This is a genomic window from Vibrio penaeicida, from assembly GCF_030689305.1.
Lineage (GTDB): Bacteria > Pseudomonadota > Gammaproteobacteria > Enterobacterales > Vibrionaceae > Vibrio > Vibrio penaeicida_B.
The window spans coordinates 102,990-127,273 of record NZ_JAUYVM010000013.1; the positions used below are offsets into that span (position 1 = coordinate 102,990).

Annotated in this window: 20 protein-coding genes and 1 pseudogene; 7 read left to right on the forward strand and 14 right to left on the reverse strand. The window is 42.8% G+C overall.

The features are described from left to right. Positions 1-2: 2 nt before the first annotated feature. Positions 3-1,046 carry a substrate-binding domain-containing protein gene (locus Q8W40_RS19525; RefSeq protein ID WP_305399637.1) on the reverse strand — a complete coding sequence of 348 codons (1,044 nt, stop codon included), beginning with the start codon at positions 1,044-1,046 and terminating at the stop codon, positions 3-5. A 151-nt stretch (positions 1,047-1,197) separates the two neighbouring features. On the opposite strand from Q8W40_RS19525, the gene Q8W40_RS19530 reads away from it, so the two are divergent. Both Q8W40_RS19530 and Q8W40_RS19535 read left to right on the forward strand, forming a co-directional pair. Then, entirely contained in the window at positions 1,198-2,316 is a 1,119-nt protein-coding gene (locus Q8W40_RS19530) for a substrate-binding domain-containing protein (RefSeq protein ID WP_101113737.1), read from the forward strand. Further along, complete coding sequence (locus tag Q8W40_RS19535; protein WP_305399566.1) at positions 2,313-4,790, forward strand: putative bifunctional diguanylate cyclase/phosphodiesterase; 2,478 nt, start codon at positions 2,313-2,315, stop codon at positions 4,788-4,790. The genes Q8W40_RS19530 and Q8W40_RS19535 overlap by 4 nt, the downstream gene beginning before the upstream one ends. 2 nt (positions 4,791-4,792) lie before the next feature. Here the strand turns inward: Q8W40_RS19535 and otnI are convergent, their stop codons facing one another. From otnI to dld, 3 genes are all read right to left on the reverse strand, one after another. Then, positions 4,793-5,578, reverse strand: a complete 786-nt coding sequence (gene otnI, locus Q8W40_RS19540) for a 2-oxo-tetronate isomerase (RefSeq protein ID WP_305399639.1) — start codon at positions 5,576-5,578, stop codon at positions 4,793-4,795. 211 nt (positions 5,579-5,789) lie between these two features. Next, on the reverse strand, positions 5,790-7,325 hold the full coding sequence (locus Q8W40_RS19545; RefSeq protein ID WP_305399567.1) for an alanine/glycine:cation symporter family protein: 1,536 nt from the start codon (positions 7,323-7,325) through the stop codon (positions 5,790-5,792). Positions 7,326-7,796: 471 nt separating this feature from the next. After that, positions 7,797-9,503 carry a D-lactate dehydrogenase gene (gene dld, locus Q8W40_RS19550; protein WP_305399568.1) on the reverse strand — a complete coding sequence of 569 codons (1,707 nt, stop codon included), beginning with the start codon at positions 9,501-9,503 and terminating at the stop codon, positions 7,797-7,799. Between the two features lie 553 nt (positions 9,504-10,056). On the opposite strand from dld, the gene hflK reads away from it, so the two are divergent. Continuing rightward, complete coding sequence (hflK, locus tag Q8W40_RS19555; RefSeq protein ID WP_305399569.1) at positions 10,057-11,121, forward strand: FtsH protease activity modulator HflK; 1,065 nt, start codon at positions 10,057-10,059, stop codon at positions 11,119-11,121. Continuing rightward, a complete protein-coding gene (gene hflC / locus Q8W40_RS19560) occupies positions 11,118-12,104 on the forward strand; it encodes a protease modulator HflC (protein WP_305399570.1) in 987 nt (328 codons plus the stop codon). The genes hflK and hflC overlap by 4 nt, the downstream gene beginning before the upstream one ends. Positions 12,105-12,319: 215 nt before the next feature. On the opposite strand, the gene gspS2 is transcribed toward hflC, so the two are convergent. From gspS2 to Q8W40_RS19590, 6 genes are all read right to left on the reverse strand, one after another. Then, the gene (gspS2, locus tag Q8W40_RS19565) at positions 12,320-12,697 is read right to left on the reverse strand and encodes a type II secretion system pilot lipoprotein GspS-beta (protein WP_305399571.1); all 378 of its coding nucleotides are present in this window, start codon (positions 12,695-12,697) and stop codon (positions 12,320-12,322) included. Then, positions 12,642-13,787, reverse strand: a complete 1,146-nt coding sequence (locus tag Q8W40_RS19570; protein WP_305399573.1) for an alanine/ornithine racemase family PLP-dependent enzyme — start codon at positions 13,785-13,787, stop codon at positions 12,642-12,644. Before Q8W40_RS19570 ends, gspS2 begins: the two co-directional genes overlap by 56 nt. Further along, positions 13,784-14,926, reverse strand: a complete 1,143-nt coding sequence (locus tag Q8W40_RS19575; protein ID WP_370693408.1) for a DUF1611 domain-containing protein — start codon at positions 14,924-14,926, stop codon at positions 13,784-13,786. Before Q8W40_RS19575 ends, Q8W40_RS19570 begins: the two co-directional genes overlap by 4 nt. Before the next feature lie 321 nt (positions 14,927-15,247). Further along, positions 15,248-15,991, reverse strand: a complete 744-nt coding sequence (locus tag Q8W40_RS19580; protein WP_305399577.1) for a helix-turn-helix domain-containing protein — start codon at positions 15,989-15,991, stop codon at positions 15,248-15,250. 31 nt (positions 15,992-16,022) lie between these two features. Beyond that, the gene (locus tag Q8W40_RS19585; RefSeq protein ID WP_305399578.1) at positions 16,023-16,481 is read right to left on the reverse strand and encodes a carboxymuconolactone decarboxylase family protein; all 459 of its coding nucleotides are present in this window, start codon (positions 16,479-16,481) and stop codon (positions 16,023-16,025) included. Positions 16,482-16,822: 341 nt separating this feature from the next. Continuing rightward, entirely contained in the window at positions 16,823-17,056 is a 234-nt protein-coding gene (locus tag Q8W40_RS19590) for a cold-shock protein (protein ID WP_305399580.1), read from the reverse strand. Positions 17,057-17,628: 572 nt separating this feature from the next. Between Q8W40_RS19590 and Q8W40_RS19595 the strand changes: the two genes are divergently transcribed. Continuing rightward, a complete protein-coding gene (locus Q8W40_RS19595; protein ID WP_305399582.1) occupies positions 17,629-18,801 on the forward strand; it encodes a DUF1611 domain-containing protein in 1,173 nt (390 codons plus the stop codon). A gap of 49 nt (positions 18,802-18,850) precedes the next feature. Here the strand turns inward: Q8W40_RS19595 and Q8W40_RS19600 are convergent, their stop codons facing one another. Further along, a complete protein-coding gene (locus tag Q8W40_RS19600) occupies positions 18,851-19,306 on the reverse strand; it encodes an Lrp/AsnC family transcriptional regulator (RefSeq protein ID WP_101113753.1) in 456 nt (151 codons plus the stop codon). 148 nt (positions 19,307-19,454) lie between these two features. Between Q8W40_RS19600 and Q8W40_RS19605 the strand changes: the two genes are divergently transcribed. Next, complete coding sequence (locus Q8W40_RS19605) at positions 19,455-20,384, forward strand: DMT family transporter (RefSeq protein WP_305399584.1); 930 nt, start codon at positions 19,455-19,457, stop codon at positions 20,382-20,384. A 43-nt stretch (positions 20,385-20,427) separates the two neighbouring features. Here the strand turns inward: Q8W40_RS19605 and Q8W40_RS19610 are convergent, their stop codons facing one another. Continuing rightward, entirely contained in the window at positions 20,428-21,168 is a 741-nt protein-coding gene (locus Q8W40_RS19610) for a copper homeostasis protein CutC (protein WP_370693407.1), read from the reverse strand. A 67-nt stretch (positions 21,169-21,235) separates the two neighbouring features. Next, the gene (locus Q8W40_RS19615) at positions 21,236-21,952 is read right to left on the reverse strand and encodes an SIS domain-containing protein (protein WP_305399585.1); all 717 of its coding nucleotides are present in this window, start codon (positions 21,950-21,952) and stop codon (positions 21,236-21,238) included. A 183-nt stretch (positions 21,953-22,135) separates the two neighbouring features. On the opposite strand from Q8W40_RS19615, the gene Q8W40_RS19620 reads away from it, so the two are divergent. Then, positions 22,136-22,993: an AraC family transcriptional regulator gene (locus Q8W40_RS19620; RefSeq protein WP_305399642.1), complete on the forward strand. Its 858-nt coding sequence runs from the start codon at positions 22,136-22,138 to the stop codon at positions 22,991-22,993. Between the two features lie 120 nt (positions 22,994-23,113). On the opposite strand, the pseudogene Q8W40_RS28165 reads toward Q8W40_RS19620, so the two are convergent. Then, positions 23,114-23,844, reverse strand: a pseudogene (locus Q8W40_RS28165) (transposase). Between the last annotated feature and the right edge of the window lie 440 nt (positions 23,845-24,284).

The following is a 24,284-nucleotide window of genomic DNA, read 5'->3' on the forward strand; positions in this document are numbered from 1 at the left end:
GCTTATTGGCCGGAGTAACGAAAAGCCTCGCGAGTGAGGGTATTCAGCTCTACATCACTCATGCCACTGTGAGCCACAGTAATACGCCCGAGATAGATATGCGGGACTTCTGCTGCGCGCTTTTCAACATAAAATTTAATTGCTTCAGCCGTCGCTACGCCCAAATCATCGCTCATGCGCATGGGGGTGGCATCCAATTCATCGCGCTTTATTTTCTCTATCTCTTTTGCCGTTCCACCCCAACCAGTCACAAAAATATCTTCATGCTTATTGGCTTCAATTAAGGCGTCTACAGCGCCAATGGTCATGGCAGTATTGGCATTATGAAGCATGGAAACTTCAGGAAAATTATCTAACACTAAACGAACGCCATCAGCTCCCCCGAGCTTCTGATACTGTCCGAAATGTTCGTAAAGGCTAAGCCAATCGCCTTTCTCTTCCACACAGTCGATAAAACCTTGTGAACGTTGAGTATCGGTGATTCCGGGAATACCACGGTTAGCGGCAAATTCCACTCCTTTCCCTAACTCCTTGATTACATAGTCACAAAGTACTTCTGCTCCCATTGCGCTGGAAAAATCAAACCAAGCATCTGGTTGATGACTCCATTCGGGATTGGGTGTATGGAACGCCCAAATGAAGGTTTGAAAATCTCTAGCCGCAGATAATTTTTGAATATTCCCGGCTTGTATACCAAGCTCAGATGGTCCGAAAATGACAAAATCGTATGGAATGTCTGAATTGAGAACCGTTTCAGTATATTGTGTTTGCAACGAGTGCTCTATCTGCTTTGAGGCAAACTCATCGATTTCAAAAGGGAGGTTTAGCGCCTCCAAACGTTTTGTCATTGCTATGAAGTTACGTACCCAAAAATCAGAGATATCGGCGCTTGGATAAATAATTGCAATGCGAACGGGCTTGTTAAGTTTTTTAGTTAGCGGTTCAGGGTTGGCGCTTACCGTAACTTGAAAACTGTCTAGTTTGTTTGCATCTACTTGATGTGTATAGGAGTTCTCGCCCTTGTTGTCCTTGGTTAAGCCTTCCATTGGCGTCGTAGCTAGAGCTATGAATATTGCAGCAAGAAAATATTTATAAATCTGGTCACCCATCACTGTTACCAATTGTTTAATTATGTATTAACATTATTGTTAATCTATACAAAAATGCTTACAAAAAAATAATTAAATATACAAATATATGAAGAAAATCATACGCTGGTCCGTTTCTTGGTTCATAGTTGCTTATAGCTCATACAGTATAGCCAATACTTTTGATGGGGATTTTCTCGCTTATGCGCGCGAAAAAGTTGCAAAAGCAGTGGCAAGTGACCTGAATTGGGATGGTCCTACAGACGGACCGAAAATGGTCCACGAGAAAAACATTATCTTTATTGCTTCCGATCTAAGAAATGGAGGCGTTTATGGCGTGGCAAGGGGAATGTCACAAGCCATTTCCAACTTAGATTGGCATCTCCGCTTCATCGATGGATTGGGATCTGAAGTAAGGCAGGGAGCAGCATTGCGAAAAGCCATTGGGTTTGAACCGGATGCTATCGTTCTTGGAGGAATAGATGCGCAACGTCACCGAGAAACTCTGAAGCTTGCTGAAAGCCTAGGCATTGTGGTAATTGGTTGGCATGCAACCGAGCAGGCTGGTGGAAATGAAGAGCTTGGGTTGTACATGAACATCACGACCGACCCGATCGATGTGGCTGAAGTGGCGGCGCTACTGGCAATTGTGAATTCTAACGGCAATGTTAATGCTGTGGTATTCACGGACCCTAACTACGAGATTGCCACCATAAAAGCCAACGTGATGGCAGATACCATCAAGCGCTGTCAAACTTGTAATCTATTGGAAGTACAACCGCTACCGTTGGATAAAATAGCCGAGGAGATGCCAGAAACCTTCGAGTACCTTTGGGATAAACATGAAGAACAGATCACTCACATTTTGGCTATTAATGACTTATACATCGACTACGCAATCCCATCACTAGAGTCCAATATAGAGAAAGGGAAGCCCGTTTCAGACAATATTTCTGCGGGTGATGGAAGTAAAGCGGCGTATAAGCGCATAGACCAAGATTATTTCCAGTTAGCCACCGTTCCTGAGCCTCTTTACCTGCAAGGTTGGCAGACAGTCGATGAGCTAAACCGAGCTTTTCATGGTATGCCACCAAGTGGGTATTCGGCACCTGTACACTTAGTGACACCGGAAAACGTAGCGGAACTTATCAATCAGGAAGATACGGGTATTTATGACCCCCAAAATGGTTACCGTGACGCCTACCTAAAAATATGGAAGGGTCGATGAAATTAAATCAAGCCAGTATTACTCAGCGCATTATATTCTCCAATCTATTACTATTGGCCATTCTTAGTATCGCCTTGTTCACCGTTATTCGTTCGTTATATTACGTTGAATCCACACTAAAAACGGAAGCCTCCGAACACGTTTCTGTGCTGACTGTGAACTCGGAAATCAGCCGCCGAGTTTTCGCCCTGACTTCAAGAGTGAAATTGCTAGAGCAAACGTTTCTGTTCAGTGAAACTACGTTGTCCGAGGAAGCATTCAATATCGATCTTCAATTGCAGCGTTTGAGAGATCTATCGACTAACCGAGATTTCTCGAAAAAAATGGACTCATTTATCGATAACTTTCACCGTTTTTTGGGGAGTTCATTGGCGCTGAATCGAATCCTGAAACAGACCCAAGAAATTGACGACTCTTTAGCCGAACAGCTTGATCAACTTGAATTAGTTGTTGCCGACAGCAAACTCACTCACATTCGCGAGCCAAACTATATTCGTTACAACAATGAACTCGATTTGGTGAACATGCTGCGCGAAGTGTTTCTCACCGTTGGTAAAATGGTTGGTAGCATTCACAGCCGTATCACACCAGAAACAGAGAAAGTGCTAATAATCGAGATTCAAAAAGAACTCGATATCTTTTTACTGCATTTGGAAAACGTCGACATCGACACCAATGAAGTAAAAGCGCAAAAAAAACGAATGAAGCGCACGGTAAGACGTTACAACGCAGCATTGCGGCGCATTAGCGCGAATTTAGAACAACGCTGGGTGGTCATGCAAGCGTTGGTGAGCGCGCAAAATGAATTGCTTGATATGGTGGAAAGAACAGAAGCGCGCGTTCAAAAGCAAGCTCTGCAACTTACCCAGCAGCTAGAGCAAGAAATTAGCCAATCCAGATTTAATGCCATCATCATCAGTATTCTTGCGTTTCTTACCTCCTTGCTACTGATCAGCCAAGTTGTGAAACGACACATTCGAAAACCGCTTGATGACTTAAAAGAAGGGTTTGAAGGTCTTGAGTCTCAAGGCGCAAATAAACCGATCAACCTAGGAAGAACAGATGAATGGAGCCACATAGAGAACGCGTTTAACAAGATGGCTGTTCGTCTGTCTCAAGCGTATTCTGATTTGAATGAAGAGAAGAAAAATTTCGACTTCTTGGCTCATCACGATCCCCTTACAGGTTTGGCAAACAGGCTACTGGCAACCAAAAGGCTGGATGAGGAAATTGCTAAAGCGACCGAAGAAGAAACATCATTTCTACTGCTTTACTTAGATGTTGATGAATTTAAAACGATCAATGACTCATTAGGTCACGCTTCGGGTGATAACTTGTTAGCGAGCATTGCTGAAATTCTTGACCAGTTGATTTCGGAAATTGGATTTGTCGCTCGAATGGGAGGGGATGAATTCATGGTGGTTCTGACCAAAGTAGACAGTTTATCGAGTGGTGAAGTCCTGGCCGATCGCATCAACAAAGCATTAAGAAAACCCTATTACATCCAAGATAAAACGGTGTTTGTTTCGGCCAGTATTGGGGTTTGTCAATTCCCTAACCATGGTGCCGATGGTGAAACACTCATTCGAAATGCAGACACGGCTATGTACCACGCCAAACGAAACGGTCGGGATCAGTACCGAGTATATGCGGATAAGATGACCTTAGAAGTAACCGACTTGATTGAAACCAATGTCGGTTTACACCAAGCGATTAAGAATGATGAGCTGGTTGTTTATTTCCAACCCAAGATTGACTTATATTCTCAAAAAGTCATCGGAGCGGAAGCCTTGGTGCGCTGGCAACATCCAAGGCTGGGATTACTTCCTCCTATTGATTTCCTCGAAGTGGCAGAGAAAACGGACCTGATTATTGATATCGACAAGTGGGTATTCAGGGAAGTAGCCAGTTTGATATCTGAATGGCAAAACGAAGGAACGAATTTAGACGGCATCATATTCTCAGTAAACTTCTCAGCGAGAATGTTCTACATGACGGACTTAGCTGAACAGTTACAAAGTATTCTCGACGAAACGGACTGCAAGCCGCATCAATTGCTGCTTGAAATAACCGAACGAGACATGATGCGTGATTTTGAAACCTGTGACCGGACCATAGAATCACTTCGCTTAAAAGGCTTTAAGATTGCGATTGACGATTTCGGAACGGGTTACTCTTCGCTATCCGTACTCAAAAACCTATCTGCAGACTGTATTAAGCTCGATAGAGGCTTCATTCAAGATGTGAATTCATCCAAACTCGATTACGAGATCACCAGCGCAGTACTGAAAATGGCACAAGCGCTCGATTTAACGGTGATTGCAGAAGGGGTAGAAACCGAAAGCCACGTCGACGCATTGGTGAAAATAGGTTGCCGTTGTGCTCAAGGTTATTACTTCGCCAAACCACTACCTGTTGATGATTGGTTAGGTTATCTCAAAGGTGAAAGCGGTAAACACACCAATCAAGCGTGAACTTATATAGGGCGATGATATCGCTTCAACCAATCCAACCCGTCATAGGTATTGGTTTTGGGGCGATATTCGCAGCCTATCCAGCCGTGGTAGCCAACCTCGTTTAATATATCGAGCAGGTAAGGCAAATTAAGCTCGCCTAAGTTGGGCTCGTTGCGGTCGGGCACGGAGGCGATTTGAACGTGCCCAATATGGCGCGCGCATTGACGAAGTAGGGTGGTGATGTCGCCATCCATGATTTGAGCGTGGTAAATATCGAATTGCAGCTTAACGTTTTGGCGGTCAATTTGATTGATGAGTTCAACGGCTTCTTTTTGATGCGATATGAGGTAGCCCAGCATATCGCGGCAGTTCAAAGGCTCAATCATAACGTCAATGCCGTATGGCGAAAAAGCGTCGGCAGCGTATCGAAGGTTTTTGATGAAAGTAGCGATATGTTGTTGGCGAGAAAAACACGATTCAACAATGCCTGCCATAACGTGTACTTTCTTACATCGAAGCTCCAAAGCATACTTCAGAGCCAGTTCAACACTATTTCGAAACTCTTCTTCACGGTCTGGCAGAGCGGCTAATCCTCTTTCTCCGTGTGACCAGTTTCCGGGCGGCAGGTTAAACAGAGCCAGCTCAAGTTGGTGCTTTTCAAGCTTTTCTGCGATGTCTTGTGGTGGGTGAGCATACGGGAATAAACACTCGACAGCGTGAAATCCAGACGCTTGAGCTTGTGCAAATCTGTCGAGAAAGGATTCTTCTGTAAAGAGTAGGGTTAAATTTGCGGCAAACTTAGGCATCCTTCCTTTTTCGATCATACCCTTATCTCCTATCAATCCTTGAATGGGAATACTGTGGCACGTTTTATCCTAACAGGGATCGTGATGAGATGGATACACATAATACCCGAACATCTTGAGGCGCTTTGGTATAGAAATAAAAAACAGCGGTATAGAAACGAAAAACAGCAGACCGAAGCCTGCTGTTTTGAATTGACTAGCCTAAGGCTGCTTAGTCTTGAGCAGCGTTGTCTTGCACTTTGTACACTTTCCCTGCTTGGAAGCGCTCTAGGTAATCCGCTAGGTCGCGTTTCACTTCAGGAACCAGAATGTATAGACCAACAATGTTCACCAATGCCATTGCGAAGATCATTGCATCAGAGAAGTCGATAACAGGGCCTAGGTTCATTGCTGCGCCAATGACAACAAAGGTACAGAAAATAAATTTAAAGATAAGTTCTGCTGCTTTGCTTTCACCAAATAGGTAAGTCCATGCTTTCAATCCGTAGTAAGACCAAGAAATCATGGTTGAGAATGCGAACAGAACAACGGCAATGGCAAGAATGTACGGGAACCAACCAATGGCGCTACCAAACGCAGCAGAAGTCAGCTCAACGCCGGCTAAACCAGTATCTGTGTCTAGATAACCTGTGATAATGATAACCAACGCTGTCATTGTACAAATCACTACGGTATCGATGAACGGTTCTAGAAGCGATACAAAACCTTCAGACATAGGTTCTTTCGTTTTAACTGCTGCGTGAGCAATAGCGGCAGAACCCACACCTGCTTCGTTTGAAAACGCCGCACGCTTGAAGCCCTGAATTAGAACGCCAATGACACCACCAGTAACGCCTTCGCCAGTAAATGCGCCATTGAAGATGGCACCAAATGCATCGTCGATACGGTCGAAGTTAAGTAGGATGATGATAAGCGCCGCACCAACGTAGATAGCCGCCATGAACGGAACCACTTTCTCGGTCACTTTGGCGATAGATTTGATACCACCGATGATCACGATACCTACGATCACTGCCAGAATAAGACCAAACAACCAGCCTTTATCTGCTAGGAACGAAGCGTCGCCGCCTGTTACGCCAACAACTTGTTTAAATGCTTGGTTCGCTTGGAACATGTTACCGCCGCCCAGCGCACCACCGATTGCGAAGATAGAGAACAACACTGCCAGCGTGCGACCAAGAGCCGCATTGCCGCGTTTTGTTAGACCTTTGCTGAGGTAGTACATCGGACCACCAGAAACCGACCCATCTGGGTTGGTGTTTCTGTATTTCACACCTAAAGAACATTCCACAAACTTACTCGACATACCAAGTAAGCCTGCAAGAATCATCCAGAAGGTTGCACCCGCACCACCAATAGAGACGGCAACAGCAACACCCGCGATGTTACCCAAGCCAACCGTACCAGAAAGCGCTGTGGTTAGTGCCTGAAAGTGGGAAACCTCACCTTCCTCTTTGGCTTTTGGATCGGAGAATTTGCCCGAAACCAACTGCAACGCGTGTTTGAATCCACGGACGTTGATGAAACCAAGGTAGACGGTAAAAAAGATCGCTGCAACAACTAACCAAAGAACAATCCACGGCACCTGTACGTCAGTAAAAGGGAAAGGAATGCTCGAAAAGATCATTCCTACAAAAGGGTTAACGATCGGTGCGACGATTTCATTGATTTTGTCATCAAGGTTTGAGGCGGCAGCATTGCATGCTGTGGTACTTGCCAATAAGGCAAGTGGAATTCGTTTGTCCATAAGTTTCCTTCCTGTCAAAAAGACTTATTGAGATTTAGAGTTTTTATATGTTGTGTTTTTTTATGTTGTGTTTTTATAGGCGTAGTCAGGAGCGTATTATTCACCCCTGTAACATGTTCGCAACATGTCTGTCGGAAAGTATGAGCTGTCAAACACTTCTGCTATTTACTGGAAGGTGTCATTTAAAAACGCTTTTTTGCTGCATAATTCTGCTTTTGTAGGGATTTAAACAGTATGGCGCTGGATATGTGGTGGATTGTTTTTTAAATTCGCGGCGTTTAAAAATCTATATAACTTTTTGATTGTCGCAGTTAGTACTTAACTCCTGTTTTTGTGTGATTGAATTTTGTTCGTAACTTATTTATTTATAAGCATTTAAGTCAATATGACTTGTTTGAAAATAAATCAGCCAGACTCTAATTTCTGGCTGATTTGCATGTTGGTTTTTGTTGCATATCTGAGTTGAGTGAATCACCCACAACAACTGCAATTGCGTTTGTACTTACTCATTTTGCCAATACCTGGATTGAACGTATTGGTGGGATCCAATGAGTGGTAAAAGGCTTGGAGTTGTTGCTCAGCTTCATACAAATGCCCAACATTGTGTTCGGCAGGGTATTTCGCCCCTTTTTGGGTCAGAAGCTCTAACATTTTGGCTTTGATTTTCTTCGTGTCTGCCCCTTTCTTGAAGACGTAATCTTGGTGGAATACATGACACATGAAATGACCGTAATAGAGCGCTATAACCATATCTTTGGTGATTTCTTCTGGCAGTTGCTCAACCCAATCAATATCGTTGCGGCGCAATGCGATATCCAAAGCCAAGATGTCTTCTACTTCTTTAGAATGGATGGTTTCATATCGAATGGCAGCGCCTGCTGCCGCAAACCGGTTTAACAGAGCTTTTTTGCCTTCATCCGGTGTACATTCAAAGTGCTCACACTCCTCTTGTTTCGACCAAACGTTTTCAAGATACTGTTTGGCTTCTTCAATGCCGCCATCACTCATTTTTAAAATCAAATGATGCTCATACCTGTCCCTAAATTGCAGCATGCGTTTAGGGAGGTGTTGTGGGAATAATTTGGTTGCCCAGTACATCAAAATATCGGGTAAATCTTTTGAAACAAAAGGAATGCGTTTTAACGTTGCTTCGACTTTCGCTTTCAAAGCAAAAAATTTGGGTAACTTATCTGTTCCTAAGTGATGGATAGAAAAGAACACATCTTTGCCATACGTTTCGGATAGGTTAAAGATATCGCGGTGCATGTATTCGCCCATTTCCGGCAGATGCTTAAAGTTACTTAGCATCTCTCGGCGCAACATAGTGAGCTTGGCAGGATCGTTACAACCGATGTAAAAAATTTGCTCTTTTTCTGGCACAGGGTAGCTGTCTACACGCACGGCAAACACCGCCAGTTTGCCCGCACAACCACTCGCTTCGTACAGGCGACGAGAATCTGCATTAAAGCGAGAAGGGGTTTCTGCGTCTACATCTCGCACTCGCTCGTCGTATTCTCTGTCTGATGCCATTGCATCATTATGGGTAATCTTGCTTGGGTCAAAGTTGCCTTGTTCGACATTGGTCAGGATTTCCTCCGGCGTATCGCCAAGCCCCTCTATGCCCAAGTGATTAACCAATACGAGTTCACCGTCTTTGGTCACTTGCCCAAACAAAGAGAGCTCTGTGTACGCAGGGCCTCGCTTAACGAGTGCACCCCCTGAATTATTCGCAATACCCCCGACCACTGTCGCACCAATAGAGGAGGAACCAATCACAGAGTGGGGGGCTCGGTTAACCGTTTTCAGTGTTTTGTCCAACTGATGCAAACTAACACCGGGCAAACTCACCACTTGCTTGCCATTGTCTATTAAGTGCAAAGCGTTCATGCGCATGATATTGATGATCACCACTTCACGATCGTAGTCTTCACCGCTGGGGGCGGAACCTTCAGTCAGACCAGTCTTTGCAGCTTGCATAATGACGATACAGTTCGCTGCCACTGCCGCTTTTAACAAACGCCATTGCTCTACTAGCGTACCCGGAAAAAGCACCGCTAGCGCTTTGCCTTTACCCGAGCGAAAACCAGAGCGGTAATACTCCGTTTTCTTTTCCTGAGTTAAAACGTGTTCGTGCCCGACAATTTCGGTGAATGTGTTAATTAGCTCTTGGGTACTCATAGCGTCCTTGTGATCGGCTTGTTAATCATTGTTATGCATTCATCTTAAATTCGAATCCCAATACGAACCAGAAGCGAGCGTCGTATAATTTCCAAAAATGCGATTTAAATGTCTATCTTAAAGCTATGGATGTATTTTAAATCAATAGGTTAATGATTTTTTATTATTGCATTATTGGAATAAATAACATTGTATTTTTCCATAAATGACATAATCAAGAGAGGCTAAATGTTAGATTTTATGTGAAGAGAAAGTGATCTTGAGCATGGTTTTGGTGGCGACGGGAAATTAGCCAAGTGTGTCATCTAGTGAAGTGATAAAAGCCATAAAAGGTCAGTTGAATCGCTTGCCTCTAACCCATATTCATCTATGCGAGAACTCGGACTTTAAAAAGATTAGAGCATTCATGAAAGTAAACTCGAAATGGCAATATATCCATGTTACGAAGACTCAAAAGCATAATTAAAGGTTGCAGTACTCTTGTTAATTATTACTTCCCCCCAATGTATGAGATAGGTGAAAAATTGTTCACCTATAACTGGAGGGCATTCTCATGCTCCAGAGTAACCAGTCTTCAGAAAACCCCAACCCCTGGGGAGGAGGAAAACAAGATCCTCCAAATTTGGGTGAATTTTTCACTTCTATCATTCAATACTTTAAAAAAAATCTACCAGGAGGAAAACCTTCAAGCTTTTTTACTCCTCTAATTATCTTCTTATTAGCGCCTATCTTATGGACAGCTTTCTATACCGTGCCGAGTGATTCTGTTGCTGTGATACAGCGGTTTGGCAAATATGTATACAATGTTCCAGCCGGGCTTCATATTAAGATGCCACTTGGAATAGATACAGTGAAAATAGTGCCTGTGAAACGGCAGCTTAAACAGGAGTTTGGGTTTATAACACCTGGCGCAAGTAATCCTAATCAAAGTCCGCGAGCCAATTCTGGGCGTCAAGAAACGCAAATGGTCACTGGTGATTTAAATGCAGCCCTTGTCGAGTGGGTGGTGCAATATCGAATCTCAGAGCCCATTAAATTTCTGTTCGAAGTCCGCGAGCCTAGTGAAACACTCCGGTATGTCTCAGAATCTGTCATGCGTGAAGTGGTGGGAGATCGGACAGTGGATGAGGTTATTACGATTGGTCGACAAGAAATCGAGTCAGAAGCACTTGCTAAAATGCAAGTGTTAACAACCAAATATGCATTAGGGATCAGTATTGATCAGGTGCAGTTAAAAAACATCAATCCGCCGAAACCTGTCCAAAGTTCGTTTAATGAGGTCAATCAGGCTCAACAGGAAAAAGAAAAGCTCATTAACGAAGCACGTCGAGATTACAATAAAGTCATCCCTTTGGCTTTAGGAGAAAAAGATCAGCGGATTAGAGAGGCTGATGGCTATCGCCTAAAACGGATTAATGAAGCGGAAGGCGATACGGCTCGGTTCAATGCGTTGTTATCGGAATACGCTAAAGCACCGGAGGTGACTAAGAGACGAATCTATCTTGAAACAATGCAGGCTGTATTACCTAATATTCGTTCCAAAATTATCATCGATGAACAAGCCAATCATATTCTACCTTTGCTCAACCTAAACAGAACACAAGGAGAAGCCCAATGAAACCGATTAAAGTAGGAGTCGCAATAGCATTATTCTTAGGGAGTTCTCTTAGCCTGTACAACGCACTCTACATTGTTAGCGAGGTACAACAGGTCATCATTACTCAATTTGGGAAACCAGTTGGAGAGCCTGTTATTGATGCAGGGCTGAATATAAAAATACCGTATATTCAAGAGATTAATACCATCGACAAAAGAGTGTTGGAATGGGATGGCAACCCTTCTGACATGCCAACAAAAGACAAGTTGTATATTTCTGTAGATTTGTTTGCTCGGTGGCGAATTACCGATCCTCTCCAGTATTTTTTACGCCTAAAAGATGAGCGCAGTGCGCAATCTCGACTTGATGATATTTTGGGAAGTGAGACTCGCAATGCAGTGGCAAAACACAAATTGATCGAAATTATTCGTACTAATAAGAATCGAGATCCACTAAGAGACACTTTATTAAGTGATGAGGAAGCAGAATTAAAGATCGGAGCACTTGTTCCTATTCAAAAAGGACGCCAATTCGTAGAGCAAGAAATATTTTCTGCTGCATCAGAAAAAATAAAAATTTTTGGCATTGAATTGCTCGATATTCGTTTTAAACGAATTAACTACAATGAAAGTGTTCGCCCCAAAATTTACGAGCGGATGATTAGTGAACGTCGCCAAATTGCAGAGCGTTTTCTATCTGAGGGGAACGGTGAAGCGGCAAGAATCCGAGGTGACCGAGTCAGAGACTTAAATAAAATCCAATCTGAAGCATATCGTGAAGTAGAGCAGATTCGCGGTGAAGCTGATGCAAAAGCAGCCGAAATTTATGCCCTAGCGTACAATCAAACCCCTGAGGCTGTGCATCTTTATGAGTTTACACGAACGATGCAATCCTATTCGACCATAATTGCAGAAAACACAACGCTTGTTTTGTCTACTGACAGTGATTTGTTTAAGTTCCTCAATGGTATCGAAGGAAAGCGAAAAAGTATTGCTGGACAATGAAAAAAAGACGTTGAGTTAAGAGACACCAACTAGGAGTTATTGAGCTTTCAAAAAGTTTTTGCTGTGATTTACGGGTTCTTTATGCCAAACAGAATTTAATCGTTCAGAGTTTGATCGTGTCGTCGCTCTGTATTAGTAAACGATTGATATCGTATTGAGCCCGAAAATTTAGCCAAGCAAGAACACAGGCTCATACATTCATTTATTGCCTAGCGTTAATAGAGGCATTTTTCTTCAGATATGATATGAATTTGCGTTTCCAGCTTGGTTGAGTCATATGTACTGATTCGATAAGACACCCCGCGGTTCATTAGGTCTCTTGTTTCAAGGCTACCACAGAAGTGTATAGCAACACGTTTGATTAATTTATCCATATCTAGAATACCTTCCTTATTAAAATGGAGAGTGACGTATTGACCGTCTGATTGAGCTTTAACTAACGTTAATGGTCCAATCTTGAGTGGTAACTGGCTTGAAATAATCGTCGCCCTAAAGTCTGATAACGCACTCACTGACATATGGCTTGATAAGCAGCCACTAAGCAATATGATGAAGGATAGTACGAATGTATTTCGTTGTTGGTTCAGGGTCATTATCCCCTCTTTGATTTCGAAAAGAGTATGGTTGGTAGAATACTTTGTGGACCGAGCTAGAAGACATGGACGACAAGAGCGCACTGTAATCGACGCCAAATTGAACTTTGTCTCCCACAGCTAAAGAATTTTCCGAAGTTTCAATAATTAAGTGGTCGCTGCTGGATGAAATAATTCTTATATTGTTGGGAGCATTTAGTCCGGTGACACAGACGTCTTGACGACCTAATGCGAGAATGGCTTGAGACACGGCCCCCCTGTCTTGAATACTTTCTTTTTCGCCAAAAGCGTTTGAACCACGATTCCCCCATGGTAAAGAAGGCTTAATCTTAGATTCGATGACTTCGGCGGTCAATGTAATTGCGTCTGTATGTAACCCTTGGACTTGTACTTGCTCCATAGGTACGCAACCTAAGAAAATAGCTTCCCCTATACGAAGGTTATTAACTCGAGATTGACCTGCATGATCTAAAACCCAATTGATTGAAGCGGAATTTCCACCTGAAATAATATCAAGACAGATCCCAAACTTGTCTTCAATTTCATTGGCAAGATCCGAGAGAAGTGCCATTTTTTCATCATCGGGTGCGATGCCGTAACGGCACGCTAGATTGGTTCCAATTCCCTTTATTATGATATTGGGTAAGGAAACAATCTTTCGGATGAAGCCAATGAGACGATTAGGCATAACGCCTTCTCTCAGATCCCCAAGCTCGACCATAATAATCACGCCGTGTTTAGTGTTTAGCTGCTTTGCTGCGCGTGAAAGTCTTTGAATAACCTCTACTTCACTATTAAGGCTGATATCACAATACTTAACAACACGTGCAACTTGGCTAAGCATTGGAGTACGTATCAACATCGTTGGTACCGTAATTCCGGATTGCGTCATTCTTTGTATATTTGCGATTCTAGAATCTGCAAGCATACTTGCACCAGCATCAATCAGAACTTGGGCAATAATAGGGTGACCTAAACACACTTTCGTTACTGGTGTGACAGAAACATTTCTTAAAGAGAGCTGTTTAATAAGAAACTGAGCATTGTGGCGAATTTTACAACAGTTGATGTCTAGCCTTGGATAATTCACCCCTTTTTTTCTATTTTGCTTGTCAGAAGAGGGTAGGCTGACAGCACTATGTTCAAAAGTTGTTCTTTGGGTTGTAGCAAAGGGGCTGTAACAGGTAGATCAAACTCAGCAGAGTAGGCACTAACAGCAGTAAGCATCTCATCTAAAGACATCCCTTCGTGATTCAAAGTTAGTCCTATAACTGAGGTATTAGAAAAAGTCTCAATGAGATTGATTTCAGATGCTACTGAAGGCATTGGCATGTTGGTAAAATCGACACGGTACATACGTTTAGGGGCATGTTGCAAAATAACACCAGTTGGACAACTGCCACGCAATATAAAAGAGCTGGTAGAAAATGCAGGATGGCTCAATGCACCTTGTCCTTCAATAACGATGATATCGGGCTTTTCTACTTCGTACGCTTTCACAATAACGGCTTCTAATTCGCCGGCACAAAATTGAGAAGGAACAGCATCTAATGCCACACAGTAAGGAACACCTTGCATTATTCCGGTTTGACCCGTTGCAATCATGACGACGTTAAGCCCTTTTTGTCTCAACTCACTTGTGAGTATTGTTGCCGTTGTCCGTTTTCCTAATGCACAATCGGTTCCCATAACAGCAACTCTCGGGCACTTAACATCGTGTATTTCGCCACTAAATGTTCGTAATTCCTCTTTTTTTTTGGGTTTTCGAATATCTAGGATATGGACGTTGTTCTTTATACTGGATTCAAGAAAAATAGGGTCATCACTGAGGAATTCATGCAAGCCATTAACGATGCTCATGTTTAGTGACATCGCGTTTATAATAATTGCCTTCTCTGAATCAGAGAGCAAACCACTTGATGGTGCGATTCCGAAAATAAAGTAGTCAGGAGTTGTTTTCGCGTGAAGCAAGGCATCTTCAATGTTTGCAACAATAGGAATGGCGTTTGCTTTCCCATCAAGAATCACACCAGAATCTAAACCAGCATTTTCGCTATCTAAAACCGATAAGATTCGGTAGTTGTTGGAGTGTCTTACCAACCCGTTAGCCGTCTTTCCATCTACCTTTCCGAAGTTACCTTCACAATAAATGATAGCGGTAGGTAAGACTGGGCTGACATCATGACAAAGTGGAGTCCATGGCTCGGGAGGATTTTTTTCGAGAGGCATTGAAGCAATTTGTACATCTGTCTCATTTAAGCCAGAACTGGTTAAGTGAAAAATGTTTCTTAATTTCTTAGTTGGAATTGACATAATTAGAGCCTAGTAGATTAGGCTTAGGGAGACCGCTAAGGGATGCCGAATTGACGAGTTCGGAAAAGAAAAGAAGCCCCCTACTAAGCTGTAGGGAGAGTTAACACACTAACATACTTTACTTGGTGACGTTAGGTATTTGTAAGTAACTACAATTCCGGATAACAAAACACCGTTATAGCCGCTGTTTACACTCAAGTGATACATAGGTACAAAGAAGAGAGTACTAAGAAAGCATTATCTCCCTTTCAATCGTGAACTCAACTCCCCCGGTGTTGTTAGCACGAACGCTTTAAACTCTCTTGTCATATGTGCTTGATCTGAAAAGCCTTGTGCGTAGGCAAAATCACTGAGTGAAACGTCGGGGTTTTCCCTTAATGTGGCTACACTGGAGTAAACTCGGCGCAAGCGTTGGAAGTATTTCGGGCTCATACCTACCCACTCACGAAAGTTTCGTTCCACCTGCCTTTGGTTATGCTGGAATTGTTCACCTATTTTCCCGCTTATGGCTTGGCTAATTAGCGATGCTCGTTTCTTCATTACCGGGTTGTTTAGATCGATGTTCTCATTACACCATCGGTACATTGTGGCTAACCGACTACTGTGGCTTGTTTTCTTCAACAGCAAAGAATACAGGCTGGACAAAGTTGAAGGTGGGGAATGAGGGTACGTGGTATCGGAACGAGTAAGAAGTGAGGTTGGCATCATACCGGGGTGGAATCGAATACCACATAACTGAGTTCCTTCGTCGAACTCTATGAATTGCGTTTTTTTACTGTATTGCTGAAGATAAATAGGGTGTGATATCTCTGAATCAGATAGCCGCACGTTTCCTTGCAAAACAAACATCACTCCCGAGCCACCGTCGCTATGCAATGGTTTAAGCGTCGTTTGATGTTTTCCTTTCACAATGGCAGCCGACCATATCCCTTGAACATGGTCGGCAAGCTTGTGTTTGGGTTTTACAATTTCGAAATCCATTTCTTATTTTTGCTCGATTCTTAACTAAAATCTAGCTAGATAAGCTTCCTATCTCAGGTTTGAATGTTTTGGCGATGCGATTCCAGCTATTGATTGCGTTAATGGCAAGCGTCAATGTAACGATACCTTGCTCTCCAAACGTGTTTAACGTTGAGGTGTAATCTTGCTCTGATATCGCTTTTCCTTCAGTGACAACCTCTGCCCAATGTAACGCTGCTCTTTCTTCCTCGCTGTAGAGGGGCATGTCTCTCCATGCGCTTAAACCAATTAAACGATGTTCAGACTCGCTGTTTTTTAAAGCATCCTTACTGTGCATGTCGATACAAAATGCACATTGGTTGATTTGTGAAACACGCAACTTTACAAGTTCCCACAAAGGAATTGACAGGGTTTGCTGTTGTTCAAACTGAGCTCGAAGGTAGTTTTCCTGCTCCAATAGAATTTGAATACCTTCAGGCGTTGCGTTGAAATAGTCCAATCTAGTCGTCATTAGAGTTTCTCCTTTAGTAGATGCACTTAGCTTAAAGAACGGAGAATTTGATTGATTGAATAAATTCGACATAAAGCCGAAAGCATCCTAAAAAAGGAACGTGAGCATAATCGGCTTGGTCTTTAACGCCAGTGATTCTGAGGTATAGAGACAAGAAAAAAAGAGCCTAGGCAAACATGAGCTTGAAATGGGGTAGACAAGCAGTTCGCTTTAGGCTCAAAGTACAACGAGAACAGGTTTTGCATTATATGGTTGAGTTGAAATACCCCAAAAAAACTCCCATACGAGTGTTAGGTTGTTTTAGACCTTTCTTAGGGGACGGGGTTGGCTTGTAATATGTGTTAGCAACGACTCTGATATGGTCTCAGGATGACAACCTGCGTAGCTTGCATACCTATTTTCCCATGTTTAATGTGAAAGCTAACTTTTTGACCTTGCATCAAATTATCATTTTCGTCAGCTCGAATAGAGTCGGTACGAACAAAGACATCTTTCTCTCCATTATCTTGGGTAATAAAGCCGAAGCCTTTAGTTGTACTGAACCACTTGACGGAGCCTGTGTATTGGATAGACATGATAGACCTCGAATTAGAAAACGAACGCATTGGTTGTTTTGGCTGATAATTCGAGTCATTGAGTGACCGAAGAGAATAAATCTCACGCAGGGACATAAACGAATTAGAGACAGTTCGTAAATCTTCTGTGAAGAACTTACACTGTAGGTGTCACTAACAACTCAGTTAGGTTAGGAGTTCCTTGTGTACACTACTCCTAGTTTATAAAATAGCTATATTTATTTTTCTCTACCTCATTTGATTTATAAAAAACGTAGACTTGATTTGTCTTCGAATTGCCTAGGTAATGCATATTGGGTTTGGGAAACCGTCATCTAAGCTCGCCTTTGTATAAATAACTCATAGTTTCATAAACGAGGAATCGATTCGTTGGGCTAAGAGATTCTCGTCCAGCTAGGACGATTGACAGGTAAAGTTTAGATTGAGGGGCGGTTAAATTTTAATCAATCTGATTGATTTGTGTTAGGGTGTCATTTCCCCCATCGCTTAGTGGGGACATTTTGCCTAAATTCGAATTTAGCGTTCGATACACACACTTTGCCCCCTGAGCCCAGTATCAGCTAGGTCAACTTATGTGTGTAACTCAATCAAATGTAACACGTCTAAATCCAAACATACCTCGTCGAAGAGTAAAAAAAGCAGGTACTCGCTACAACTTTACACCCGAACTTTTTAGTTACCCTCGTGAAACAGCGATCATTTATTGTGAAGGGTATTTTGGGAAAAATAACGGGAAAACGGCAAATGGTCTTGTCCGAATATCCAGTCGATTCGATATACTTTGCGTAATTGACAGTACACTTGTAGGTCAAGACAGTGGGTCAGTTCTTGAAGGTATAGAAAACGGGATCCCGATAGCTAAGAATCTCGAAAAAGCAGTAATGCTTTCAGATCAATTACCAGACTACTTCATCTTTGGATTGGCACCATCTAATGGAAAGTTAAGCCTCAACGAACGCAATTTGCTAATCGAAGCAATGAGTTATGGGATGAATATACTTAATGGGCTGCATGAGTTTTTGAGTGATGATCCTCAGTTTGTAAGAGCGAGTCGGCTTTATGAAGTTCACATTGAAGATGTTCGGCGGCCTAGGGATATTTCTGAATTACAGATGTTTACAGGAAGAGTTACTGAGGTGGATTGCCCGCGAATCCTTGTGATGGGAACAGATTGTGCGGTAGGTAAGCGAACAACTGCCCACATTTTAACAGCTGCACTGCAAGGTTATGGGCTAAATGCAGTTATGATTGCCACGGGTCAAACAAGTTTAATGCAAGGTTCAGTGTATGGTGCTGCATTAGATTCTGTCCCATCACAGTTTTGTGCGGGAGAGTTAGAAGCAGTAATCATTGATGCGTATGAAATTGAGAATCCTGATGTTATTGTCATTGAAGGTCAGGGAGCGTTAAGTCATCCTTTGTTTTGTACGAGTGCGTCTATCATACGAGGATCGTGCCCTAATGCGATTATAATGCAGCATGTTCCAAGTCGGGTTTATAGAAGCGGCACGAAGCAAGTTGTTATGCCAAATTTGGCCGAAGAAATTACTCTTGTAGAGCTTTTCTCCTCGTCTCCTGTTATCAGTGTTACACTCAATAATGAAGGTATTGAAGGCACTCGTATTATTGAAAATATCAAGGATTACACTGTAAAACATGGTTTGCCTGTGACGGATTTGTTTTTTGAATCGGAAGATGAGCTTTTATCTACGATTATCAGATTCTTCCCTGACCTTAAACGATGAATAGTAAATATCCGACACACCCGAGATAAACAGCTCCACTATTAAAGAGTCAAACAAAAATGGGTAACGGGCTTTTATTGATCACCTGCCTAACAGAAAGGTGGGTATGAATGTCTTTAACGCTGGTGATTCGATGAAGCTTTTTGGTGAAGGCTTCATAGCCAGCCAAATTGGGGCTGACGACTTCAAGAAGGTAATCGTAGCCACCCGACACAATATGGGCGTTGACCACTTCTTCCATATTTGCCAATTCTTGCTCAAACTTTTCTATCGAGTCAGCTTGGTGGTTGTTTAAGCTAACCTCTACAAAAAAGCTCATCGCAATACCGACTTTTTCACGGCTTAAGTTCGCTTGATAATCTTCAATATAGCCTTCATCTTCTAGTCTTTTTAATCGCCTTGCGCAAGGGGAGGGAGAAAGCCCAACGCGTTCAGATAAATCGGCGGTAGATAAGCGGCCTTCTTTTTGAAGTACTGAAAGTATGTGTCGATCGATTCTATCCATTATTCTCTGCCGGTTTCCGTTATTAAATTGGATATATTTGATTTATTCCACTAACAATATCATCTATTGGTACGATATTCGCTGAATAAATGCGAGCAATTTGATGAATAATTCTCCTGTATCTTATTGGTGTTCAGGAATAACTATCATGGAAAAAACGATCTACGCTCAATCCAGCGGGATTAACTCATTGCCAGCCTCCCCAATGGTGAAGGGTTACGTGGTCATTACGTTTGTTTTGATGATTTGGACGGGCTTCGCACTTTCCATTCGCGCCATAGGTTCTTCTCCATTGGCGACGGCAGATGTTGCGTTAATGCGTTTTCTTATTCCTGTCATTCTTTTACTTCCTTTTACTTACCGATATCTCCATGAAATAAGACGTGCGAAAGTGCGAGACGTTTTGTTAATTTTGCTGGGTGGCGTTCCGTTTTTCTTTGTCGCATCGCATGGAGCAAGCTTGGTCCCTGCTGCTTATGTAGGAACTGTTTTGGCGGGTACACCACCGTTTTTCGTCGCGGTTTTAGGTTGGATGTTTTATCGATACACAGCTATGGCGGGTCGTTTTAATACTAAGCGCGTTGTGGCTTTGTCCATGATTATGATGGGCGTTGTCACGATGATCGTTGGGCAACTTGATATTGTGTCTGGTGCGTTTTTGCAAGGTGTGGCTGTTTTATTGAGTGCGAGTACGATTTGGGCGATATACACCATAAGTTTGAAACAATCTGGGTTAAGCCCAATTGCTGTGACGATATTGATCTCGTGGTGCTCACTGGTGATTACGGTAGCACTAATACTAAGCGGGTTAGTCACAAGCAATTTTGGTTCATATACCTTTCAAGATGCGCTGCCATTTATTCTGGTACAGGGTTTTTGCGTTGGCCTTTTGTCAACGGTTGGCTATAGCTACGCAGTTAGGCAACTTGGATCTGCGCAGTCGTCAACCATTGGTTCTTTATCACCTGGTATAACAGCACTTGCGGCTGTACCAGTGTTTGGTGAGGCGTTGACCATTGCGATTATTGGTGGAATTTGCCTAACGGTAACAGGGGTTGTTTTGTCTAACCGTGCTTAGGATTTTTACAAGAACCAAGTTAAAACTGCACGGCTAGCGAATATTACGGTCTGAACATATTCACCAGTTCAGCAATAGCATCTTTGTCGGTGACAGGGATTTGATAGTCATCAATATCATCTGCCCCCATTTTGCTGTACTGCGAGGTATACGCCATTTTAGTTGGTCGAGTCGTTTTACCCGAAAGATGCAGTTCTTGCACTTTGGTTTTGTCTACAAGTGCTCTTGCATTACCTGCGTTTACCCCAGCTCCTGCCATGATTGAGATACGTGTTCCCGCTTGTTGAACGAGTTTCGCTAGCGTGATTATGCCCAGCGGTGCGGCAGCGGCGAGCCCAGACGTTAAAACGCGTTCACAGCCTAGGTCAATAATGTCTTCTAACCCTTTTTCTGCACTATTGCACTGATCAAATGCGCGATGAAAGGTAACGCCAAGCTTCAGTTTATGAGCGTAATCACAAAGCTTTCTCGCATGCTGCGTATGAATATGCCCTGTAGATGTTAATGCGCCAAGCACCACACCTTGCAAGCCTGCTTGTTTGGCACACTTAATATCGAACATCATAATGTCTATTTCTTCTTCGCTATAAAAGAAGTCCCCTTGTCGAGGGCGAATAATGGCATAGACAGGTACGGTGGATATTTTCCCTGCTTGCTGCATAAATCCATAACTAGGTGTTAATCCCCCAAGCGCTAATGCCGAACAAAGTTCAATTCGAGTGGCACCACCCGCAATGGCACTATAAAGAGATTCTATATTTCCGATGGATGCTTCTATTTCCATACTAATATTCCTCGGTCTACAACGATATTTTCTGTGTTTAATATGTATGACAGTTATGAGTTTCTATTTACATCGATTTCAGTCGAGAGCCAAAATGCCGATACACATAATCGTTGTCGAAGCCATCCACATTCTGACTTGAGAATATAAGTGGGGTGACACCTTGTTTAAGCGCTTCTTTTTGTGCTTCCACCACAAGCGTATTCATAATGAGCATCCCAGATATACTAGAAAAAGCACCAGTCACTTTGCCATTTATATTGCAAAGCCCATCACCAGGAGGTACTTGGTTATCAATTACGATGTCTGCGATGTCCATTAATTTCAATCCAGAACTATGGCGGCTTTCGTATTTAGATGATTGTTCTACCGAGGTTATCGCGATAACAGGGTGACCTTTACTTTTTGCCAGTTGAGCAAATTCAACTGGCAGAGCGTTTCGCCCTGAGTTGGAGATAACCATGACCACATCGTTGGGGGAGATGTTTTGGCTGTTCCAAATAACCTCCGCCAGCCCCGGCAGTTTCTCCATGGCAGAGCCACGAAGTGCGCCATCGTTTGTGAGTAACACAGAATCCAAAATGGCGTTGATGTTGCCAAGGCCGCCCGCACGAATGAATCCTTCCAAACCAATCATATGAGAATGACCTGTTCCTAAGACTTGTATCATGTTGTCTTTCACAATGGCTTGAGCAAACAACGCCGTCGCTTGAGACAGCGCCTCTTGGTTTGATTCGATAACTGAAGTCAATTTGGGCAGTAAGCAATGAAAATATTCGGACATAATGTGTCGCCTCCTTAACTGTGCTGACTTAACTACCGTATCACCGCAAAATGGCGTAATTGATACTAAGCTATCGACTATTGATACTTTTCTTGATTAATATCGATTGTGCGTGTTATCACTGCACAGTCACGACATGTGCAAATTCACGACCATAGTAAGTAAACAGGGAGACGATTTTTGATGAAAGCAACGATGCAAAAAGTCCCTCAACGCGTCGGGTGGTCTTGGCGCTATAAGATGTTTGAAGAGGTGACGAAGCCAGAATATTGGCATGCACATCAGGAGTTTGAACTCGTTTTACACAGAAACTTTCAGGGGAAATCGAGAGTTGGGCACTTTGAAGGCGAGATAGAGTACAACGAACTGTTGTTGATTGGTCCGGGTATTGCGCACAGCTTTGAATCGATAAACTCTAATGAACAAAACCCGTGTGAAACTCACGTTATCTGGTTTCGAGAAGAATGGATTGCCAAACTGATGTACAGCTGCGTCGAACTTAGGCAGTTAGGACCAGTGATTAAGAGTGCCAGTAAGGGGGTTCGGTTTTCCATCGACACCGCTGAAAAGGTTTTTCAGCATCTCGATAATTTTAATCACCTGACCCCTATCGGGCAGCTTGCCGTATTGATGCAGGTTCTGGGTGAGTTGTGCGCAGATCAATCCCATACCACTTTGCTTTCGTATTTGTCAGAAGGGGAAAAGGAAAAAACGAACGCCAACTACAGTAAAATTGAGCAAGTGTGCAAATACATCGACAATCATTACGCATCAGATATTACGCTTAAAAACCTTGCGGACTACATGTACGTAAGTGAAAACACCATTCATCGTTGGTTTATTCAACACTTTAATGAAAGTTACACCTCATACTTGATGAAACTCCGGTTAAATCACGCCTCCCAATTACTCACCACCACGTCACAGCCAATAAGCTTAATTGCAGAAAATGTGGGTTATACCAACCGCTCCAACTTCAATCGACTGTTTAAGAAATACAAAGGGATGTCGCCAACTCAATATCGGCAGAGGTTTAGGTAAGGCGGTATGAGATGGTTAATGGGGCTTATTATAAGAAAAGAGCTGCGATTGCGGCTCTTCTATGTATTGGATAGATCCACTTCCCGATCAGTGACACAGATGCAAAGACGAGTTGGTTGTTCACCCATTTCTCGGCTGGAAGGAATAGGCAATTAGACCATTGAGCAGATTTACTATAAAACTAACGCAGCTTCATTACCTTGGGTTTCATGTTCTTTTTTATACCTGCGATGAGCGTCACGCATCTCTCCTCCCACTCTTGCGATATATAGCCCTTATCTCCGTACAAACTGCCCATAGGCTATCTGCCATATCTGAAACGGGTTCTCTGTCATCCACATTGGCAGTCGTTACCTTGACTTAAATGATACCGACTTGGTCATTGATATTGAGATGAAGCTTAACCTCGTAGAACCAGCCCATTGTTTCCTTCCTTCTCTTGGCAACGCCCACAAAGACTTGATGTCTGAGGATACTCAGGCTGTGACAGAGTTGCAGTTTGGTTGAATCAGCAAAAGTGATGCCCGTAGGCTTAGCCTGACGATGGGAAAGATAGGAGAAAAGAGGCACGAGAATGCTTTTGCACGAGCTAGAACATTCTGGTTTAGCTGACCAATTTTAGGGAACCCACGGGTGAGAAAGCGATAGGCAAACCCTGTGTATTAAGTCTTGAAATCCCAGAAGCCGGATTGATGAAACGAGATAACTAACATCATCACTTCACTAATAGAAAGACGGGAGGGTTTGTTTCTTTGTTTATCTCCAGAGGATATGAGGAGCTTTTGCCATGCAGGGAGGAAAGTCTGATAAAAGTCGTCGACATCCACGAAAACAGTGTCTAAATTATTCATGCCTAGGTCCTTATGCGAAGGTCAGGTTATCTTAATAAGCTAAATCCTTAGCTAAAGTTATTAAAATGCCATTTTATGTTTCTAATACTTATATACCCAAGTGACCTCAAGATGCAGGATTCAGAGCCTCATATTCTGTTTCAGTTCAAGAAAAAGAACGCAGTGGAATGACGAGTCCTTTCCAAGTTCTTTGACGATGAAATGGGACAGAATATGGGCTCCCAAGGGCGAGTTTAACGGGTTTTCATACTGCGTTACCGATTCTTAATTTAGAACCACTAGGTCATCAAATCGGTGTCTTGTCTGAAAGCCAGTTAATTCTCGCTGAACCGAACATCTTGAGGTCACTTGGGTATAGGTAGTGTTTTTTATACATCCATTTCTTCTTGGCTCTATTAGATATAATGTTTGGTAAATAAAATTATTTTATATAATAATCG

Coding starts and splice junctions, on each gene's coding strand:
- Q8W40_RS19525 (WP_305399637.1), bottom strand. CDS start 1,046: ATGGAAGGCTTAACCAAGGACAACAAGGGCGAGAACTCCTATACACAT.
- Q8W40_RS19530 (WP_101113737.1), top strand. CDS start 1,198: ATGAAGAAAATCATACGCTGGTCCGTTTCTTGGTTCATAGTTGCTTAT.
- Q8W40_RS19535 (WP_305399566.1), top strand. CDS start 2,313: ATGAAATTAAATCAAGCCAGTATTACTCAGCGCATTATATTCTCCAAT.
- otnI (WP_305399639.1), bottom strand. CDS start 5,578: ATGCCTAAGTTTGCCGCAAATTTAACCCTACTCTTTACAGAAGAATCC.
- Q8W40_RS19545 (WP_305399567.1), bottom strand. CDS start 7,325: ATGGACAAACGAATTCCACTTGCCTTATTGGCAAGTACCACAGCATGC.
- dld (WP_305399568.1), bottom strand. CDS start 9,503: ATGAGTACCCAAGAGCTAATTAACACATTCACCGAAATTGTCGGGCAC.
- hflK (WP_305399569.1), top strand. CDS start 10,057: ATGCTCCAGAGTAACCAGTCTTCAGAAAACCCCAACCCCTGGGGAGGA.
- hflC (WP_305399570.1), top strand. CDS start 11,118: ATGAAACCGATTAAAGTAGGAGTCGCAATAGCATTATTCTTAGGGAGT.
- gspS2 (WP_305399571.1), bottom strand. CDS start 12,697: ATGACCCTGAACCAACAACGAAATACATTCGTACTATCCTTCATCATA.
- Q8W40_RS19575 (WP_370693408.1), bottom strand. CDS start 14,926: ATGCCTCTCGAAAAAAATCCTCCCGAGCCATGGACTCCACTTTGTCAT.
- Q8W40_RS19580 (WP_305399577.1), bottom strand. CDS start 15,991: ATGGATTTCGAAATTGTAAAACCCAAACACAAGCTTGCCGACCATGTT.
- Q8W40_RS19585 (WP_305399578.1), bottom strand. CDS start 16,481: ATGACGACTAGATTGGACTATTTCAACGCAACGCCTGAAGGTATTCAA.
- Q8W40_RS19590 (WP_305399580.1), bottom strand. CDS start 17,056: ATGTCTATCCAATACACAGGCTCCGTCAAGTGGTTCAGTACAACTAAA.
- Q8W40_RS19595 (WP_305399582.1), top strand. CDS start 17,629: ATGTGTGTAACTCAATCAAATGTAACACGTCTAAATCCAAACATACCT.
- Q8W40_RS19600 (WP_101113753.1), bottom strand. CDS start 19,306: ATGGATAGAATCGATCGACACATACTTTCAGTACTTCAAAAAGAAGGC.
- Q8W40_RS19605 (WP_305399584.1), top strand. CDS start 19,455: ATGGAAAAAACGATCTACGCTCAATCCAGCGGGATTAACTCATTGCCA.
- Q8W40_RS19610 (WP_370693407.1), bottom strand. CDS start 21,168: ATGGAAATAGAAGCATCCATCGGAAATATAGAATCTCTTTATAGTGCC.
- Q8W40_RS19615 (WP_305399585.1), bottom strand. CDS start 21,952: ATGTCCGAATATTTTCATTGCTTACTGCCCAAATTGACTTCAGTTATC.
- Q8W40_RS19620 (WP_305399642.1), top strand. CDS start 22,136: ATGAAAGCAACGATGCAAAAAGTCCCTCAACGCGTCGGGTGGTCTTGG.